The organism is Singulisphaera rosea (genome assembly GCF_054877945.1).
The window spans coordinates 160,236-176,620 of the sequence record NZ_JBTYIP020000003.1; the positions used below are offsets into that span (position 1 = coordinate 160,236).

The following is a 16,385-nucleotide window of genomic DNA, read 5'->3' on the forward strand; positions in this document are numbered from 1 at the left end:
GCATTCCTCGGCAGAGGGTGCCTGTCCCGAAACCCGGTCTTTTCTTAATGACCGGGTTTCTGGGCCAGTCGTCGACGACATCCCGGGCTGGGTTGACGCGTCGGTCAGTAGGAGTCGGCCGAGAGGACCTCGCCGCCATTCCTCGACCCGAGGCCCCACCAGACGGGCAGGCCGATCGTCTGCTTGATCGCGTGGACCGAGCCGTCGCACATCAGGACGTTGATGATGCCCGGGTGCCGGCTCGACGCCGTGACCGCACCGCCGGCGTCGTTGTTCCCGTCGACGCGGCAGCCCCACGTGTTCGGGGGCATGACGTGGTTGTAGAGGGAGATCGTCGGCTGGCCGAGGAACCAAAACGACCCTTGCGGGCGGTCGTCGACCATGTCGTTGCTCGCGCTAAATGGGTCGAGATTGATGCAGGCGTTATAGGTGCTGTTCGGCGTCATGTTGCTCGGGTAGCCCGGGTCCGGCATGGAGATGTTCGTCGAAGTGGGCTTCATCGCGTCGCGGACCAGCGTGGACCGTGTGCCGACGCCCTTGACCTTCTCGCTGATCGCCGCAGTCTGGCTCAGGCCGTCGGTGATGTCTCGGAAAGCGACCACGCCGTCGGAGGCATATCCCGGACCTCGGCCGATCTCTCCGAAGACCCCGTTGAACGCGGGGAAGGTCCGCGTGTCGTCGAACGTCACGGGGATGTTGCCCGTGTTGGTCGCGTAGTTCGTGTGCCCCTCCGCGTTCGTCAACCGGTCGAGGTCAGACGGGCAGGAGAGGACGTTCAGCGTGATCCGCATGATGGTCGTGTTCTGGGGCAGCGACGGGCTGGCGAAGCCGTACCCGAAGTTGATCGAGTTATAAATCGACGCCTGCTCGAAATGGTTCAACAGAAGCGCCGCCGCCGACCAGTCGTTCCAGTCGAGGAAACCGTGTCCCCAGGGTAGGGAGCCCGCCGCGCTCTCGTAGTTGTGGACCGCGAGGCCGAGTTGCTTCAGGTTGTTCGTGCACTGCATCCTTCGGGCGGCCTCCCGGGCGGCCTGCACCGCGGGCAGGAGCAGCCCGATCAAGACCGCGATGATCGCGATCACCACCAGCAATTCAATCAGCGTGAAACCGACTCGGGGCTTCGTTCGGACGTGGAGCATCGTCGAGACTCCGAAAAGGGAGGGAAGGATCTTCGATCCAGGGGGTGAGGGCCATCCCCGCGAGGTTCCCGGACACCTCGACCTCGAGTCGACGGAGCCCCGGAACCGAAGAGCACAGTTCCTCCGGAAAACCGAAAATCGTATATACAGATCCCCTCTTGACCGACACAGCTTCCAACATCATTCGGAGATCACAAGAGAATAACGGATGAAGATTCCGCGAAAAATCCCGAGAACCTAAGCCCGAGTCGACAAACCATTGACGAGACATCTGCGCTATCCAGTTTCACGAGGGCAAGGGACACGTTAGACTTAGACGCCGACGGGAAACGCGCGACGACCGCGTGAGGCATGTCCTTTGACGGCGAGATTGACGGGGGATCGATGCCTTCCGCACCGTTGCCGAAATACCTGGAGATCGCGCGCCTGGTCGAATCTCAGGTCCTGTCGGCCTCGTCGGATCGCGACAAGGTCCCGAGCTCACGGCAGGTGGCCGCGGCGTACGGCGTCTCGCTGGTGACGGCCTCGAGGGCGCTCCAGGTCCTCAGGGACAAGGGCCTGATCCGCGTGGTCGATCGGTCCGGGAACTACCGGACGACACCGGTCGATCCCCCGAAGATCCGTGAGCGTTGGGCCCTCATGCTCCGGAGCACGCCCGGGCCCTGGTTCCAGGCGAGCCTCTCGTTCATGCAGTCGGGCTTCGAGGCGGTCGCGCGAGACCAATCGATCCGGTTCGAGACCGATCGGTTCGACCTCGACGCCTCGCGATCGGCCGACGACTCGCGGGCGATACGACAGGCCAAGGACGAGGGGGTCACCGGCGTCCTCCTGCTCCCGACGCGGATCAGCGTCGAGGCGGCCCGTCGCGACGAAGTGTTCCTCGGGGCCTGTCGCGAGGCCGGGATGGCCGTGGTCCTGATCGAGCGCAATCTCCGGGGACTGGCGCGTCCCCTGGAGCACGACCTCGTCGCCGCCGACGACGTCGACGGCGGGCTGCGCTGCACGCAGCACCTCCTCGACCGAGGCCGGCGCAAGATCGCCTTCGTCAGCGGCTCGCCGACCAGCAGCCACGAAGGCCGGCTCGCCGGCTATCTCACGGCCTGGCAGCGAGCCGAGACCGACTGGGGGCCCCTCGTCCTCGAGCAGCCCGCGGACCTCTCGAGCAAAGAAGCCTACGGCGAGCTCGCCGACCGCCTGCTCGATCAGGGGGCCGACGGTGTGGTCTGCTATCAGGACTACACCGCGCTCGGGCTCATCCTCGAGCTCCTCACCCGTGGGACCCGCGTCCCCCGCGACGTCGCCATCACCGGGTTCGACAACCTACCGATCGGCAAGGCCTTCGCCATCGGCGTCACCACCTACGCCTTCTCCTCCGAAGCCCTCGCGCGACATGCCGTCCGGGTCATGCGGGCGAGGATCGAGGATCCGACCGCCGACCCGTCCAAGGTCCTCATCCCCGGCACCTTGATCGTCCGCGAGAGCAGCAGCCCCTGACGACCCGAAGACTCTTCGCCGCCTACCCCCTAATACTCCCCTCCCACCCTGAACCAACCATCCAGATTCTCGTCAAACGCGGCACCGGCCTCACGTCCGACGACCCTCGAGACACTCGCGGCAATTCCTTCTGTTTTGTAAAGTTTGCCTTCAGACGTCCGATGAACCGGTGACGGTTCCGCCAGGAGGTGTGACCCCACCCCTTGATCGCGCCCCCTCGAGTGGAGCCCGGCCCTGGCCGTCGCGAGATCCGTCGTAAAACCCTTCGTGATAACAAGATAATCGGCGAAGCTTTCCTTGAGACTGGGTGAAGGAAGTGCGCTCGACGAGGCGCGAATCTGGGAGAATGCGAGGATCGGCGCGCGTCTTGCTTTGATCAGGATCGATGACCGATCGTGAACCGTTGCCGAAAGAAATCCTCTATAGTCGGTCGGAACTCTCTTGGAAGTTTGGGAATTTTCCGAAGACCGCTAATATCCCAATTTGCCCATGTTATATTGCATAGGAGGCACCTGTCGCAGGGCCGGCGCATCCTTTGAGAGTTGTTCGGGTGGGTAGGATGCAATGGATTTGACAGGAGGAGATCTCAGGGACGAGACATGGCGCTCCTGCGGCCATCAACCAGTTCCACACCGCTTGGCAAGACATCACGGATGACCGCTTAACCGTCGAGGAGACACGCATGTCGGAGTCCATGAAACTGATGCGTCCGATCGCGGGCGCGGCCCTGGCCGTCTGGGGGCTGACCACCCCGGCCTGGGCGACCTATGGCGGGGGGGCCTGTACGAGCTGCGCCCCGGCGCCCGTGATGCAGACCCAATGCAATGTGGTGACGCTCGCCCCCCAGGTCGAAACCGTCTACCGGACGGTCTACGACACGGTGTATGAAGACCAGGCTTACACCGTGATGGAGACCCGCTACCGCCAGGCCTTCCAGACCGAGAACTACACGGTCATGCGGCCGGTCAGCGAGACCACGCAGGTGGCCCGCAAGTACACCGTCATGAAGCCGGTCTACCAGACCGTCAATACCCAACGACGTTACACCGTCTCGAAGCCGGTCTACTCGACCAAGCACCTCGAACGGCGCTACCAGGTCATGAAGCCGGTCTACCAGACCGTCAACACCCAGCGACGCTACACCGTCTGCAAGCCCGTCTACTCGACCCAGCGCCTCGAGCGGCGCTACCAGGTCATGAAGCCGGTCTATCAGACCGTCAATACCCAGCGACGCTACACCGTCTGCAAGCCCGTCTACTCGACCCAGCATCTCGAGCGGCGCTACCAGGTCATGAAGCCGGTCTACCAGACGGTCAACACCCAGCGACGCTACACGGTAATGCGCCCCGTGGTCCAGACGACCATGGTCGAGCAGCCCTACACCGTCTGCCGCCCCGTGACGACCGTCCGCCAGGTGGTCGAGGAAACCGGCTACTACGAGACCCAGGCGGAAGTGGTTCCCGGCCCGATGGTCGAGCAGCCCGTCGTCGCCCCGGTCGCACCCCCTTGTGGTTGCGTGAAGAAGAAGCTCTTCAAGTGCTTCCACAAACGACAGGCCTACGCCACGATCGCGACGGTCGCGGTCCAGAGCCCGCCCCGGACCGTCTGCAAGACGGTGTTCGTCTCGCGTCCCGTCGCTCGCAACATCAGCGAAACCCGGTACGTCTCCGAGACGATGACCCGGCAGGTCCCGGTCCAGACCTGCACCACGGTCGCCGAAGAGCGCGTCGAGAACATCCCCGTGACCACCTGCCGGATGGTCGCCGAGGAGCGGGTCGAGCCCTATGAGGTCCGTACCTGCTCGATGGTCTCCGAAGAGCGGGTGGAAAACATCCCGGTCACGACCTGCTCGATGGTCGCCGAGGAGCGGGTCGAGCCCTACGAGGTCCGCACCTGCCAGATGGTCTCCGAGGAGCGCGTCCAGAACATCCCGGTCACGACCTGCTCGATGGTCGCCGAGGAGCGGGTCGAGCCCTACGAGGTCCGCACCTGCCAGATGGTCTCCGAAGAGCGCGTCGAGAACGTCCCGGTCACCACTTGCTCGATGGTCGCCGAGGAGAAGGTCGAGATGATCCCGGTCACCACCTGCCGGATGGTCGCCGAGACCGCGCAACGCCAGGTCGCCGTCTGCGTCCCCGAACAAGTGCCGGTGACGCTGACCCGCCGGGTCGCCCGCGTCGTCCCCCGCCAGGTCGCCGTCCAGCAGTGCACGATGGTCCCCGTGGCCGTCCCCGCCTGCTTGACCTGCCCTTGACGTACTCCTTCGGGCCTTCGACGATCGCTCGATGGCCGCCCACCAACGGCGGTGTCCTGGATTCTTCCGGACACCGCCGTTCGGCTTTCGAACCCGTCAAAAACCGCGAAGCGACCGGGGCGGAGCAGCGCCCGACCAAGGTTAATCCGAAACACCGAAGTGCAGGTAGAAGACACGGCCAGGGAGTTCGAAGGCGACATCGTCGTACGCCGCTTCGTACCAGACGCTCGTCCGGACCTCGACTTTCCACACGACCGAGGATTTGAGCAGGATCGCCAGATGGCCGACCACCTCGTCCACCAACCTCTTTCGCTGGTCACCGAGGAATGCCCAGTACGGTTGCAATTGGTCGCCGGAAACGTTGACCTCCGTACCGTCGAACGGGAAGAGCCAACGGTTGAGCAATTGGCGTAATAACGCCGGAGGATCATCGGTCGAGTTGAACGTCAGTCCGTTTGGTTCCAGTGAGCCCTGGAACAGACCCTCTACGGCTTCGCGCAACGAGGTCGGCTTCGGGAGGGGTTCCAGAGTGAAGGTGTAATCCTCGTTCGTCCTGCCATTGCACTGAGAGAACGCGTACAGCAATCCCTGCACCCAGGCAACGTCGCGATCGACGGTCTCACACATCTCGATCGACATCCTCCTGCAATTCCTCTGCGTCCATCCTCGGCAGCCCGGCCGGAGTTTCCCCCGGGCCAGGTAATCCGGACGGCTGGTATGAGTCTCGTAGGCCGCGGAAATCCGCCGGGATTCGCGGCCCTCCGGAGTGCTTTCGCCGGGCGTCGCGAATTCTTACGTCGGGCGTCAGTCTGTCGAAACTCCTTTTCAGGGATGGGACTCGTCCTAAGAAGAAAACGGGTTTCGGGATTGGCACTCAGTCGACCGCCGCGGTCGAGAGGATCTCCTCGCCGAATTTCCGGGCGAGTTCGAAGGATCGGCGCGTTTGCGACCCGGTGGAGAGCCCGAGCCCACACGTGGCGGTGACGATGGTCTTGGCGGCGACCTCGCGCGGGTCGCCGAGCGCCGACGCGAGTGCGAGCCAACTCGATCGCATCGCCTCGAGGGTCATGCTCGACCCGCCGGTCGGGGCGAGGCCGAACGCGAGATGGCCATGGCGTGCCAGCAAGTCGCGGGCGACCGGGGTGAATTCGTCGACTTCGATGGGAAGATGGGCATCGAACGAGAGGACATCGAGGTCGAGCCCGGCGAACGCGATGGACGGCAGCGGGGCGCAGCAGTGGATCCCGACGGCCGCCCCCTCGCGTCGGGCCGCCTCGAGGACGCGCCGCAACGCCGAAACGACGGGGTCGGCGTCCTCCTCGACCAGCGACAAGGACGGTTCGTCGAGCACGAACAGGACGGGTCGCCCGAACTCCTGGAGACGTTGGATTTGCCAGACCACTTGGCGTTCGAGGAATTCGGCGAGCCGTTCGAGCCAGCCTGGGGCCTTGGCCAACGGCACACCGTCCAGGAAGAGGCACCGGGCAAGGGTCGCGGGCCCTTCAAGCTGGGCCTTCACCCCCTTGGCCCCGGGGAACCGGCCCGAGGCCAACGCACGCTCCAAGGCGAAGAATCCGGCCGCAGTCTCGGGCTTGAGGCCCGCATCGCCCGAATCGAGCGCAGCCTCGAAATCCGAGGCCGCGCCCCGCCGCACCGCCCAGCAGTAGGGTCGGCGTGCCGGTTCGAGGTATTCGATGAGCCTCCCCAACCCCTGGCCGATCACGCCCTCCCCCGCGTGGCGGCGGGGGAGTTGGGGCCAGAACGGGAGCTCCGGGCAATGCTCGGCCACGAACTCGACGGCCTCGTCGGCCTCGAGAAAAGGCAGGCTGCCAACGCCCGTCACGCAACCCGGCGGGAGACAACCCGCGAATGACGTCTTCATCTGGGTTCCGTCCCTCCGGCAAGGGCTCCGACGAGGCGTCGGTCGCACGCCTCCTCCAGCCACGTTGCCAACGCGGGTTTGAATCCTTCCCAACGACGGCGGGTTGTCGACCCACGGCCCGCATCGCTCCACAGCGCGACGTTCAACATCACGGCGTGGGCCAAGCTGATGGGCAACGCGGCCGACTCGACCCGCCTACGCCGACACCTCGAACGGAGAGACCATCTCACGCCCCAAACCAACGTAAAAAACGTGAAAGCCACGTAAAGAAGGCTAACGACGCCCAAGATTACGCGAGTCACGGACATCGACGAGGCCGAGCCCGACGCTTTCGCATCCGCCTCCCCGGTCGAGGCTCGAGTGAGCCGGGCAGGCCCACCGGCGGGCGTTCCATTCCGCATGGTCGCGAGGGGAGTCGAGACGGATGCGGAGTGGTCGATGGACGACCGCAGCGCCGTAGGCGATGGGACATCCCGGACGAACGCATCGACGCGCAGCGAAAAACCGCCTGGTTTCTTGGGCACTTTCAACCTTCCTGCCGGTCCGGGCAGTGGGATACCGGACCTGAGTCGCAGGGAGGCGCCGCCCGAGCGGAATGTGCCTGACCTGCCGCGTGCTCGGGTCCGGAGCATCGTTGGCGTCATCGACAGGCAGGTCTTCTGGCTTACGGCTACGATCGAATCCCAGGCGGTCTTCCCGCGACTCAAGGGTCGCAGTGACGTCGATGCCCGGAATTCTCGCCGATTACAGCAGCGGCCCTGCGCCGGATTCTCACCGGCTTCCCTTTTCATCCTCACGTCGAAACGAGAGGAACCCGTCGATATCACGAAGCATAGCCTATCTTCGTTCGGGGGGCCACCCGTTTATCACGACACCTTCCCGCATAACCAGGAGAACCGGAACAGGGCCTGATGGGCGAGCCGCGACACCAGTTCCTCGCATCGCGGTCGATGACCAAGCCGAGAGGTGCAAAGCCCTTCTGTCTCGATCAAAGTGTCCTCGCCCCATGTCCATCCTCCAAGTCTCCACGTCGTCCAACTCCCGCACGGCGCCTCGCGTTCCACTTCGCCTTCGCCTATTTTCAAAAACGATAACAACAAACAACAATATCAACTTAGGGTATGCGACGGCGCCACCAGAGCACCCCCGAAACCAGCAAGATGGCGGGGATCGCTCCCGAGGCGGCGGCTAGCCACCGACCGGAAAGGCCCAGGGCGTCGCCGGTGTGCCACGGATAGGGCGCGTACCAGAGGATCTGCTGGAGCGAGTTCGCGGACCGAGAGGTCAGCTTGCGGAGGACCTTGCCGTCGTAGCGGTCGAGGAGGATGGCCGTATTGCCGTGCGGGTTCCCCTCTTCGGGGAGCCGCAGGCGGACGGCGAACGAACCTTCCGGTCCTTCGGGGAGATAGAGCCTCGTGATCCGGGCGTCGGGATAGGCTCTTGCGGCCAGCTCGCAGATCCGGTCGAGCGACGGCGGGGCCTGCGTCCGATCCCCAGAGGACCGGGCGGAGAGGTCCAAGGGCATCGGGCCGGTGATCCGTTCAACGATCGGCGCGAGATAGGGCCGGAAGATCAGGGATGCGCCGGTGACGGCCAGGACGGTCGTCGGGACCAATCCAAGGATGCCGACCTGCCGGTGGACATCGAGGGCTGTCCAAACTCGTCTCCTGGGCCCGTCGACACTTCGGGGTCTCGTCCACCACCAGAGCCAGGTGCCACTCGCTCCGAGGGTCAGGGAAAGCAGCCCGATCGCTCCAACGACCAGGCGGCCTTGCTTGCCGAGGAGGAGCTCGACGTGGAACGCCTTGATCCGGTCGATCAAGCCGGTGCCGAATCGCCGTCGGCCCTGGATCTTCGCCGAATGAGGGTCGACGAAGACCTCCCAGCGATCCGAAGGGTCTCGCCCGCCGAGGAACGCCATGAGAGCCACCCCTTCGCGGTCGGGGAAGAGGAGCATGCGCAATGCCGGCCCACCTGCGGACTCCAACTCCACGGCGCGGCGAACCGCATCGAGCGACGCCCGGGCGTGCAGGGGCTCGACCCGCCAGAGGGACGGGTTGAGTCCTCGATCGATTTGGGAGCGGAACGCCAGGATCCCGCCGCTGAGCGCCGTCGCGGCCAGGACGAGGCCGCAACCAAGGCCCAAAACGGAGTGGACCTTGCGGACGACCCGGTAGGACCTCATCGTTCGGAGGCCTTTCCCGGAGGGCTGGGAAGCCCCGACGCGTCCGGCGCCCCCGGCGGGGATTGGCCGGGGGGCGTGGGACGAGGCCCGGGGTCGGGCGGCCCGCACCCAACGGCCAGGGCCGCAGTCAGGGTGGCGACGATCGTTCCCCACGGGCGCCGGCTGGGGCGCCTCGGATTCGGATGCGATGGCAACATCGGCCCGGTGTCCTTCAAAGCGAGACCTTCGCGGATCAATAGGCGTCGGCGCTGATCACTTCGCCGCCGGCACGGGTGGCGAGTGCCTGGTAGACCGCCATCCTCGCGTTGGGGGCCAGGCTGTAGCCGCTCGGCCCGTTCAGGAGCGGGCCCGCCACTGCGTAGTCGTTCACGACGGGGAAGGCGTCGATAGAATCTTTGAGGAAATGGACCGACCCGTCGCAGAAGGCCACGTTGATGCCACCGGGATGGAAGCTCGAGGGGTAATACGGGCTCCGGAACCGGTTCGGGGCCGCGTTGTAGATCCCCTGCGCCGAGTAATAGCCGTAGGTCCAGGCCCCGTAGATCGACTGATAGTACAACGCCCTCGTCGGGGTGGTGGCGGCGTCGTTGACGTAGTAGGCCTGGGCCCGCTCGTCGAAGATCATCGTGGAGCTCGTGCCGTCGGTGACGTCGGCCAGCCGGACGTTGCTGTCCATGAACACGATGCCGTTGTGGGTCGCCTTGGCACGCTGGAGCTCGGCGGGGGTCATGTTCTTCGGCGGGTTGATCCAGAGGCCGGAGACGCCCCGGTAGCTCGCGTGGGCCTGGGCCCAGACGCCGGCCGGCAACGGGTCGGGATTCCAGAACGGGAGGCTGATCCCGCCGGCCGCCGCGGCGACCCGGACCAGGGGAGCGGTCTTCGACACGGTCGAGTCGCTCGGGCACCACAACGTGGCGATCCCGAGGCCCTCGATCGTGAGGTTCTCGTTGTCGTAGATCGTCCGAGAGAAGTTGATGGCGTTGTAGGCGGGGACCTGCTCCATGAAGCCGAGGATCCGCTCGAACGCGCTGTGGTCCGGGTAAGGCTTCGTGCTGGTGGGGTCGGCGGGATAAGGGAAGCTGCTGGACGGCAGGACGCCCGTCGAGGACTCGTAATTCATCGCCCCGATGGCGATCTGCTTGAGGTTGTTCGAGCACTGGGCGCGACGCGCGGCCTCGCGGGCGGCCTGGACGGCGGGCAAGAGCAACGCGATGAGGACGGCGATGATCGCGATCACCACCAAGAGCTCGATCAGGGTGAAACCCTGACGGCGGACGGACGGGAGGGAAGGCATGGGGTGAGATCTTTCTGCCGGGACGGGCAAGGGACCAGCTTCGGCCCTCGAGCGCACGGCCCGTTGCAGAACGTCTGCCAGCGGCCCGTCCGGATGCTCGTGGCCGAAGCATCGGAACAGCGACTCGACGGGCAGGTCTTCTGGCTCTCGGCATCCAACGGCTCCCGGACCGCCTTCCCACCTCGCGGCAGTGGCACGAATGTCCGGGGGCCTAGCCGATCACAGCGGCGGCCCCGCGACGGATTCTCACCGTCTTCCCTATTATCTCCCGACCCCTCTCGAGATGGGGAGCACCCGTCGAGCATGGGATTAGAACCAACCTCATCGGCCCCAGTCAAGGAGCGGCGGTCCCAATCGCGAGGCCCCGAGCCCCCGAGCCTCCTCACGCCGTCTTGGCCGTGATCGTCGACGTCGTGGCCGGGGTCAGCCCCGCGGCTGTGGCCTTGATCAGATAACCGACTCCCGACCTGGTCAGGTAGAGGTTGGTAAAGGTCGCCACACCGCGGACGGCCTTGACGGTCAAGGTCCCACCCAGCATGCCGTTGCTGGGGTTTGCGGCCAAGGTGAGCGTGATGGTACCGGTGTAGTTCGGATCGATGTTGCCGCTCGCGTCCTTCGCGGTGACCGTCAGCGAGAATCCGCTCAGCGTCTTCACGTTGCTCGGTGGTTGAGTTGAGATGGTCAACTGTGTCGCGGCGGGAATCACGGTCATGGACGTCGTCGTCGCGGACTGCAAGCCCGCCGCCGTAGCCAGGAGTTGGTAGCCGGCCCCGGCCGCGTTCAACGTCAGTCCCGAGAACGTCGCCACACCGCCCACGGACCGGACCGTCAGCGTCCCACCGAGCACCCCGCCGGAAGGGTTCGCCGCGAGGCTCAGCGTCACCGGGCCGGAGTAATTCGGGTCCACGTTGCCTTGCGCATCCTTCGCCGTGACCTTCAAACCAAAGCCGGCCGCCGTCTTCGCACTGCTCGGCGGGAGCGTCGAGACCACCAATCGCGTCGCAGCGGGCGTCACCGTGATGGCTGTGGTCGTCGCCGCGGAAAGGCCCGTTGCGGTCGCCTTGATCTGGTAACCGGACGCAGAGGTGTTCAACTTCAGGCCCGTAAACGTCGCCACGCCTCGGACCGCCTGGACCGTCGGTGTACCTCCGAGGACCGCACCGCCGGGGTTGGCCGCGAGGCTCAACGTGATCGATCCGGAGTAGTTGGGATCCACATTCCCGCTCGCGTCCTTCGCCGTCACCGTCAGACCAAAGCTGCCCGCCGTCTTCACGCTGCTCGGCGGCTGCGCGGTGATCGCCAACTGCGTTGCCGCGGGTTTGACCGTCACCGCCGACGGAGTGACCGTGATTGCCGAGGATGTCGCCGCCGACACGCCGGTTGCGGTCGCCTTGATCTGGTAGCCCGCCCCTGTCGCACTTAGGGTCAAGCCCGAGAATGTCGCCACCCCCCGGACGGCCTGGGCCGTCAAGGTCCCACCGAGAACGCCAGCTCCGGGGTTGGTCGCGAGGCTCAGAGTGACGGGCCCGGTGTAGCTATTGTCCGGATTCCCATTACCGTCCCTTATCGTAACAGCCATCGAGAACGGGGCGCCGATCGTCACGCGGCTCGGTGGCGACGTCGTGATCGCCAGCTGCGCCGCCGATGACGCGGACGAGGAGAACGGGGTCGTCGTCGCGAAGGCGGGGAGGAGCGAGCTCGTGGCCAGGAGGGTCTCACCGGTGCCGGACTTGTCGAGGGTCAGACCAGTGAAGGTCGCCACCCCGCCCACGGCATTTACGGTGAGGGTGCCGCCGAGCGTCGCGCCGCCCGGGTTTGCTCCCATCCTCAGGGTGACGGGACCGTTGAACGACGCATCCTTGTACCCGTTGGGATCGACGACCGTGACGGCCACGCCGAATCGGGTTCCGGTTGTTACCTTCGTTGGGGGTTGGGTCGTGAACGAGAGCGCGTCGGTCACCCAACCGACGTCGGCCAGACCGGCCCAGTCGAGCGAGGTCATCCCGCGACGCTGGCCCGGGGCGAGCAGCCCGTCCATCAACGGCTCCTTGCCGTTCGAGGAGAGCTTCGTCGACCACATGCCGTTGCTGTCGGTCGCCAAGGGGACGGGCCCCCCGTTGCTCACCGAGGCATGGGTTCCGGTGAAGGTGCGGTTCATCAAGTCGACGTTGGCCGTCCATGGGAGCGACGTACCGAAACCGAGCGTGCTCACGAGCATTTGTTCGGCGACCGAGAGGAAATCGTACCGGCCGGCCCCGGGCGTCCCGCCGGTACCCGCGAAGCTCCAGTTCGAATTCGCGCTGAAGGTGAGCATGCCGCCCCAAGGGGAGGTGTCCGTCGGCTTCGCCCCCAGGGCCCCCGCCTGGCCTCGCGAATTGATGTTCTGGATGAAATCCTTCGAGCCGCTATAAGACTCCCCCGCGCCGGTGTAATACGAATAGCCACTGGTCGGCGAGGCGAAGCCCCCCACGTAGACGAGCAGCGTGTTGGCAGCCACGGTCGGATTTTTCACCGTGACCAACGAGCCCGACCTCGGGCTGCTCGGGTTGGCGAAAGTGATCGACCAGTTGTTGCCCCCGGCCGCATTGGGCGTGATCGCCGTGAGACTGTCGTGCAGGCCACCCCCGATGATCGCCGCGGCCTGCTCCAGGACCGTCTTCGCCGCGGGATTGTTCGCGAAGAAGCCGGAGTTGTCATAGGTGTAGTCGTACTGGATCGCCACCGACATGACGACCCGAGATTCCAGTGATTCGAGCCCGCCCGAAAACGTCCAGGCCTGGCGGGTCGATCTTCGGGGAGTTCTTCGCGGGCGCAGAGCTCGGATTCCCAGCATCGAGGGTGCATTCTCCGTCGTTGCACGACTCGGAGGGGGCGCGGACTTCGGGCCGCCGCTCCGTCTTGTTACGTTGGTCGGTGTTCCTACAACGTCCCCGACCGTCCTTCTCGCAGGCTTATCGTAACAACATCACGTTTTTTCAATCTATTTCGACAATAGAATGCATTCCCAAGTCTTGGCGAAGATTCTTCGCGACATTCATCCCTTTTTTCCATTCCACGCATTCGCCGATTCATTTTTGATCACAGAATCAAAACCTGGCACCCCCCCGCTCAACCCAATCCCCGCCGCCTACGAATTCAACCCAATTCATACTCTCGACCCGATTCTTCTCGCCATCCGTCCGAGGGAATTCCGAGAATCGAGGAGATCTAGGCAAGTCACGATCGCGTGGCATGTCGCCATAAAGCATCAGAACCCGTATACAGGATGAGGGCGGTCGGCGTCGGCCGTCGTGTTGAACCGTTGGCAGGAGACGGGCTACTGCTTAGGATACGTCGCGTTTTGGCCGGTTGGATGTTGCTTTACGAGGACATTTCGACATGGGTGTCGTGCAAGTGCTCTGACGAGCGGCGGACCACATCCTCCGACTGAAGGTGCTCGTCTCAGTGCCTGAGAGCCAGCCGGCGACGATGTTCATCTACGGCCTTCGGGGTGACGGTCACGAGGCGATGAGGACTCTTTCCAGAGTCGTCTGCGCCGGCTACGCTGGCGGGTTGGACGTCGAACGCCGAGATGTCACCGACCGAGGTCGGCTCCGGCGGGAACCGCCACGATCGAAGACCCTTGTCGAGGGGACCCGATGACATCGAAAGCGAGCCCACGCGAGGGGGCGGCGATGCATTGCATGGAGATCCGGGGCGGGAGCCATGCCGTCCAGGAGGCGCTGAGCATGCCCGGGCTCGAGGCCTGGGTATACAGCCTGCCGTATGAAGGGGCCGCGCGGGGGGGCGACATTCACTATTTGTCGGTCTGCGGCGGGGGGATGACGAGTCGACTGATCGTCGCGGATGTGTCGGGGCACGGGTCACAAGTCGCCGACTTCTCGGCGACGCTCCGCGACCTCATGCGGAAGAACATCAACACGAAGAGCCAGACGAGGCTGGTCCGCTCGCTCAACCAACAGTTCACCGAGTTCGCCCAATGGCAGCGCTTCGCCACGGCGGTGATCGCCACCTACCTGGCGAACAAGAAGACGCTCACTGTCTGCAACGCCGGCCACCCTCGACCGCTCTGGTATCACGCGAAGGCAGGGACGTGGGGCCTGATGGATCGGAACGTCGGCGAGGCCGGGAATCTCCCGCTCGGATTCGACGATGAGACGAACTATCACCAGTTCTCGGTCACGCTCGGCCAGGGCGACGCTGTCTTCTTTTACACCGACGCCCTGATCGAGGCGACGACCCCGTCCGGTGCCATGCTCGGTGAAGAAGGGTTGCTCAACCTCGCTCGAGGGCTCGACCTCTCCGACCCTCATCGAATGGGTCCAACGCTCCTGGCGAGAGTCGAGGACTACCGGGGGGGGCGATCGGCCGACGACGACACGACGCTCGTCGCTCTCTTCCACACGGGGGACGGCGTCCGGCCCCCCTCTCTCGGCGAAAAGCTCGACGTCTATGCCAAGGTGTTCGGGCTCAAATCCGTTTGAATGAACCTCCCGAAACCCGGCTTGAGGAAGAAGCCGGGTTTCGGGCAGGGAAGGGCAGGGCAGATCAGATCAGGACAGGATTTTTGACTATCGAGCCGCCTTCTTCTTCGCGGCGGCTCCGACGACCCCGCCGATGTCGGGATGGTTCGTTGCGGGGAGCCGTTTGGCCAATTCCGAGATGACGGCCGCATGGCTTGGATCCTTCGCGAGGTTGGTCCACTCGTAGGGATCCGCTCTTTCGTCGTAGAGTTCCTCGTCGCCGTTCTCGTAACGGATGTAGCGCCAGAGGTCGGACCGCACGGCGTGGTTGCCGAAGCGATAGGTCGTGAGGGCGGGTTGGTCCCAGGCGGCCTTCGGATCGGCGAGGAGGTTGCGGATAGTCCGTCCCTCGATGTGGGAAGGAGTCGGGATCCCGCAGAGGTCGGTGAGCGTCGGATAGATGCTCATGAAATCGACCGTGCGCTCGCAGAGTTGGCCGGGTTGGGTGAGGCCGGGCACGACCCAGATGAGGGGGGCGCGCGTGGCCTCTTCCCAGAGGGCGAACTTGCGCCAGTGCTGCTTCTCGCCGAGGTGCCAGCCGTGGTCGCCCCAGAAGACGACGATGGTGTTGTCCCGCTCGGGGGATTTGTCGTAGGCCTCGACGAGGCGGCCGATCATCGCGTCGCAGTAGGAGATGGCTGCGAGGTAGCCCTGCACGGCCTCCTTCCAACGGCCGGATTCGAGGATCGCCTTGTGGTCACCCTCGGGCTTGCCCATCTTGATCCCCGCGGGGGGGATGTCGGCGAGGTCGTCCTCGCGATGCGGCGGGAGTTGGATCGCGTCGAGCGGGTGCATGTCGTAGTACTTGCGCGGGACGTTCCAGGGCATGTGCGGCTTGTGCAGGCCGACCGCAAGGAAGAACGGCTTGTCGCGTGCCTTGGCCAGTTGGTCGATGCCATACTGGACGATCTTCCACTCGCGAAGGTCCTCGTCGTTGCAGTCGAGAGGCGCGAATTTGATCCCGCCGACGCCCGTGTCACCCTTAGGAAGCGGGTCCTTCCCTTCGGACTCGAAGTAGTCGTCCCACTCGGCCCGACGGCGGTAGGCTTCGTGGTAGATCTTGCCCGCCCCCGCGACGTAATACCCTGCCTTGCGGAACGTCGTCGTCAGCGGCAGGTCTTCTGGGATCGCCTTGCGCCAGTCGTTGTTGTTCTCGTAGACCCCCGAGGTCGACGGCCGCAGGCCCGACATCAGGGCCGCTCGCGACGGGTTGCAGACCGGCGCCGCGCAATAGCTGCGGGAGAACCGCACGCCCCTCGCCGCGAGCTTGTCGATGTTCGGGGTGATCGTCTGGGCGTTCCGTCCCAGGTAGCCGACCCAGTGATTCAGGTCGTCCACGGCGATGAACAGGACGTTGGGCTTCTTCTCGGCGGCGACCGCCGGCCCGCCCGCGATCGCCGCGAGCAGCAGGGTCGCGGCGAGGGGGAATCCGAGTCGTTTCAAGGGAGCATACTCCTTGTCTTGCAATGGTCCTTTGAGATCGGACCACGCCAATTGATTTTTTGATATGCCGAGTTTCTATGGGAGTCGGCGAAGATACCCCGAAAGGGGTTGTCCATGTCGAGTACGTCAGAAACCCGGTCTTCGAGGGAAAACCGTGGTTCGGGACAGACA

Annotated in this window: 10 protein-coding genes and 2 riboswitches; of the genes, 3 read left to right on the top strand and 7 right to left on the bottom strand. The window is 64.8% G+C overall.

All coding sequences use genetic code 11. From position 1 onward, the window contains the following. Positions 1 to 104: 104 nt before the first annotated feature. Complete coding sequence (locus tag ACYOEI_RS07075) at positions 105 to 1,139, bottom strand: DUF1559 family PulG-like putative transporter (protein ID WP_462848674.1); 1,035 nt, start codon at positions 1,137 to 1,139, stop codon at positions 105 to 107. A 384-nt stretch (positions 1,140 to 1,523) separates the two neighbouring features. Here ACYOEI_RS07075 and ACYOEI_RS07080 point away from each other — a divergent pair, with 384 nt between their 5' ends. Further along, positions 1,524 to 2,633, top strand: coding sequence for a LacI family DNA-binding transcriptional regulator (locus tag ACYOEI_RS07080; RefSeq protein ID WP_462848675.1), 1,110 nt, complete (start codon positions 1,524 to 1,526; stop codon positions 2,631 to 2,633). A 682-nt stretch (positions 2,634 to 3,315) separates the two neighbouring features. After that, on the top strand, positions 3,316 to 4,887 hold the full coding sequence (locus ACYOEI_RS07085; RefSeq protein ID WP_462848676.1) for a hypothetical protein: 1,572 nt from the start codon (positions 3,316 to 3,318) through the stop codon (positions 4,885 to 4,887). 141 nt (positions 4,888 to 5,028) lie between these two features. Here the strand turns inward: ACYOEI_RS07085 and ACYOEI_RS07090 are convergent, their stop codons facing one another. The 5 genes from ACYOEI_RS07090 to ACYOEI_RS07110 form a co-directional block, all read right to left on the bottom strand. Beyond that, positions 5,029 to 5,526 carry a hypothetical protein gene (locus ACYOEI_RS07090; RefSeq protein ID WP_462848677.1) on the bottom strand — a complete coding sequence of 166 codons (498 nt, stop codon included), beginning with the start codon at positions 5,524 to 5,526 and terminating at the stop codon, positions 5,029 to 5,031. A 235-nt stretch (positions 5,527 to 5,761) separates the two neighbouring features. Continuing rightward, positions 5,762 to 6,769, bottom strand: a complete 1,008-nt coding sequence (locus ACYOEI_RS07095) for a uroporphyrinogen decarboxylase/cobalamine-independent methonine synthase family protein (protein WP_462848678.1) — start codon at positions 6,767 to 6,769, stop codon at positions 5,762 to 5,764. Between the two features lie 632 nt (positions 6,770 to 7,401). Beyond that, positions 7,402 to 7,602: riboswitch (cobalamin riboswitch) on the bottom strand. A gap of 281 nt (positions 7,603 to 7,883) precedes the next feature. Then, positions 7,884 to 8,954, bottom strand: a complete 1,071-nt coding sequence (locus ACYOEI_RS07100) for a PepSY-associated TM helix domain-containing protein (protein ID WP_462848679.1) — start codon at positions 8,952 to 8,954, stop codon at positions 7,884 to 7,886. Between the two features lie 232 nt (positions 8,955 to 9,186). Then, entirely contained in the window at positions 9,187 to 10,248 is a 1,062-nt protein-coding gene (locus tag ACYOEI_RS07105) for a DUF1559 domain-containing protein (protein ID WP_462848680.1), read from the bottom strand. 113 nt (positions 10,249 to 10,361) lie between these two features. Next, a riboswitch (cobalamin riboswitch) is annotated at positions 10,362 to 10,561 on the bottom strand. 69 nt (positions 10,562 to 10,630) lie between these two features. Beyond that, positions 10,631 to 12,976, bottom strand: a complete 2,346-nt coding sequence (locus tag ACYOEI_RS07110; protein WP_462848681.1) for a beta strand repeat-containing protein — start codon at positions 12,974 to 12,976, stop codon at positions 10,631 to 10,633. A gap of 910 nt (positions 12,977 to 13,886) precedes the next feature. On the opposite strand from ACYOEI_RS07110, the gene ACYOEI_RS07115 reads away from it, so the two are divergent. Next, positions 13,887 to 14,732 carry a PP2C family protein-serine/threonine phosphatase gene (locus ACYOEI_RS07115; protein ID WP_462848682.1) on the top strand — a complete coding sequence of 282 codons (846 nt, stop codon included), beginning with the start codon at positions 13,887 to 13,889 and terminating at the stop codon, positions 14,730 to 14,732. 87 nt (positions 14,733 to 14,819) lie between these two features. Here ACYOEI_RS07115 and ACYOEI_RS07120 read toward each other — a convergent pair whose 3' ends face one another. Further along, a complete protein-coding gene (locus ACYOEI_RS07120; protein ID WP_462848683.1) occupies positions 14,820 to 16,214 on the bottom strand; it encodes a sulfatase in 1,395 nt (464 codons plus the stop codon). Positions 16,215 to 16,385 lie beyond the last annotated feature (171 nt).

Coding starts and splice junctions, on each gene's coding strand:
- ACYOEI_RS07095 (WP_462848678.1), bottom strand. CDS start 6,769: ATGAAGACGTCATTCGCGGGTTGTCTCCCGCCGGGTTGCGTGACGGGC.
- ACYOEI_RS07115 (WP_462848682.1), top strand. CDS start 13,887: ATGACATCGAAAGCGAGCCCACGCGAGGGGGCGGCGATGCATTGCATG.
- ACYOEI_RS07105 (WP_462848680.1), bottom strand. CDS start 10,248: ATGCCTTCCCTCCCGTCCGTCCGCCGTCAGGGTTTCACCCTGATCGAG.
- ACYOEI_RS07100 (WP_462848679.1), bottom strand. CDS start 8,954: ATGAGGTCCTACCGGGTCGTCCGCAAGGTCCACTCCGTTTTGGGCCTT.
- ACYOEI_RS07075 (WP_462848674.1), bottom strand. CDS start 1,139: ATGCTCCACGTCCGAACGAAGCCCCGAGTCGGTTTCACGCTGATTGAA.
- ACYOEI_RS07085 (WP_462848676.1), top strand. CDS start 3,316: ATGTCGGAGTCCATGAAACTGATGCGTCCGATCGCGGGCGCGGCCCTG.
- ACYOEI_RS07080 (WP_462848675.1), top strand. CDS start 1,524: ATGCCTTCCGCACCGTTGCCGAAATACCTGGAGATCGCGCGCCTGGTC.
- ACYOEI_RS07090 (WP_462848677.1), bottom strand. CDS start 5,526: ATGTCGATCGAGATGTGTGAGACCGTCGATCGCGACGTTGCCTGGGTG.
- ACYOEI_RS07110 (WP_462848681.1), bottom strand. CDS start 12,976: ATGTCGGTGGCGATCCAGTACGACTACACCTATGACAACTCCGGCTTC.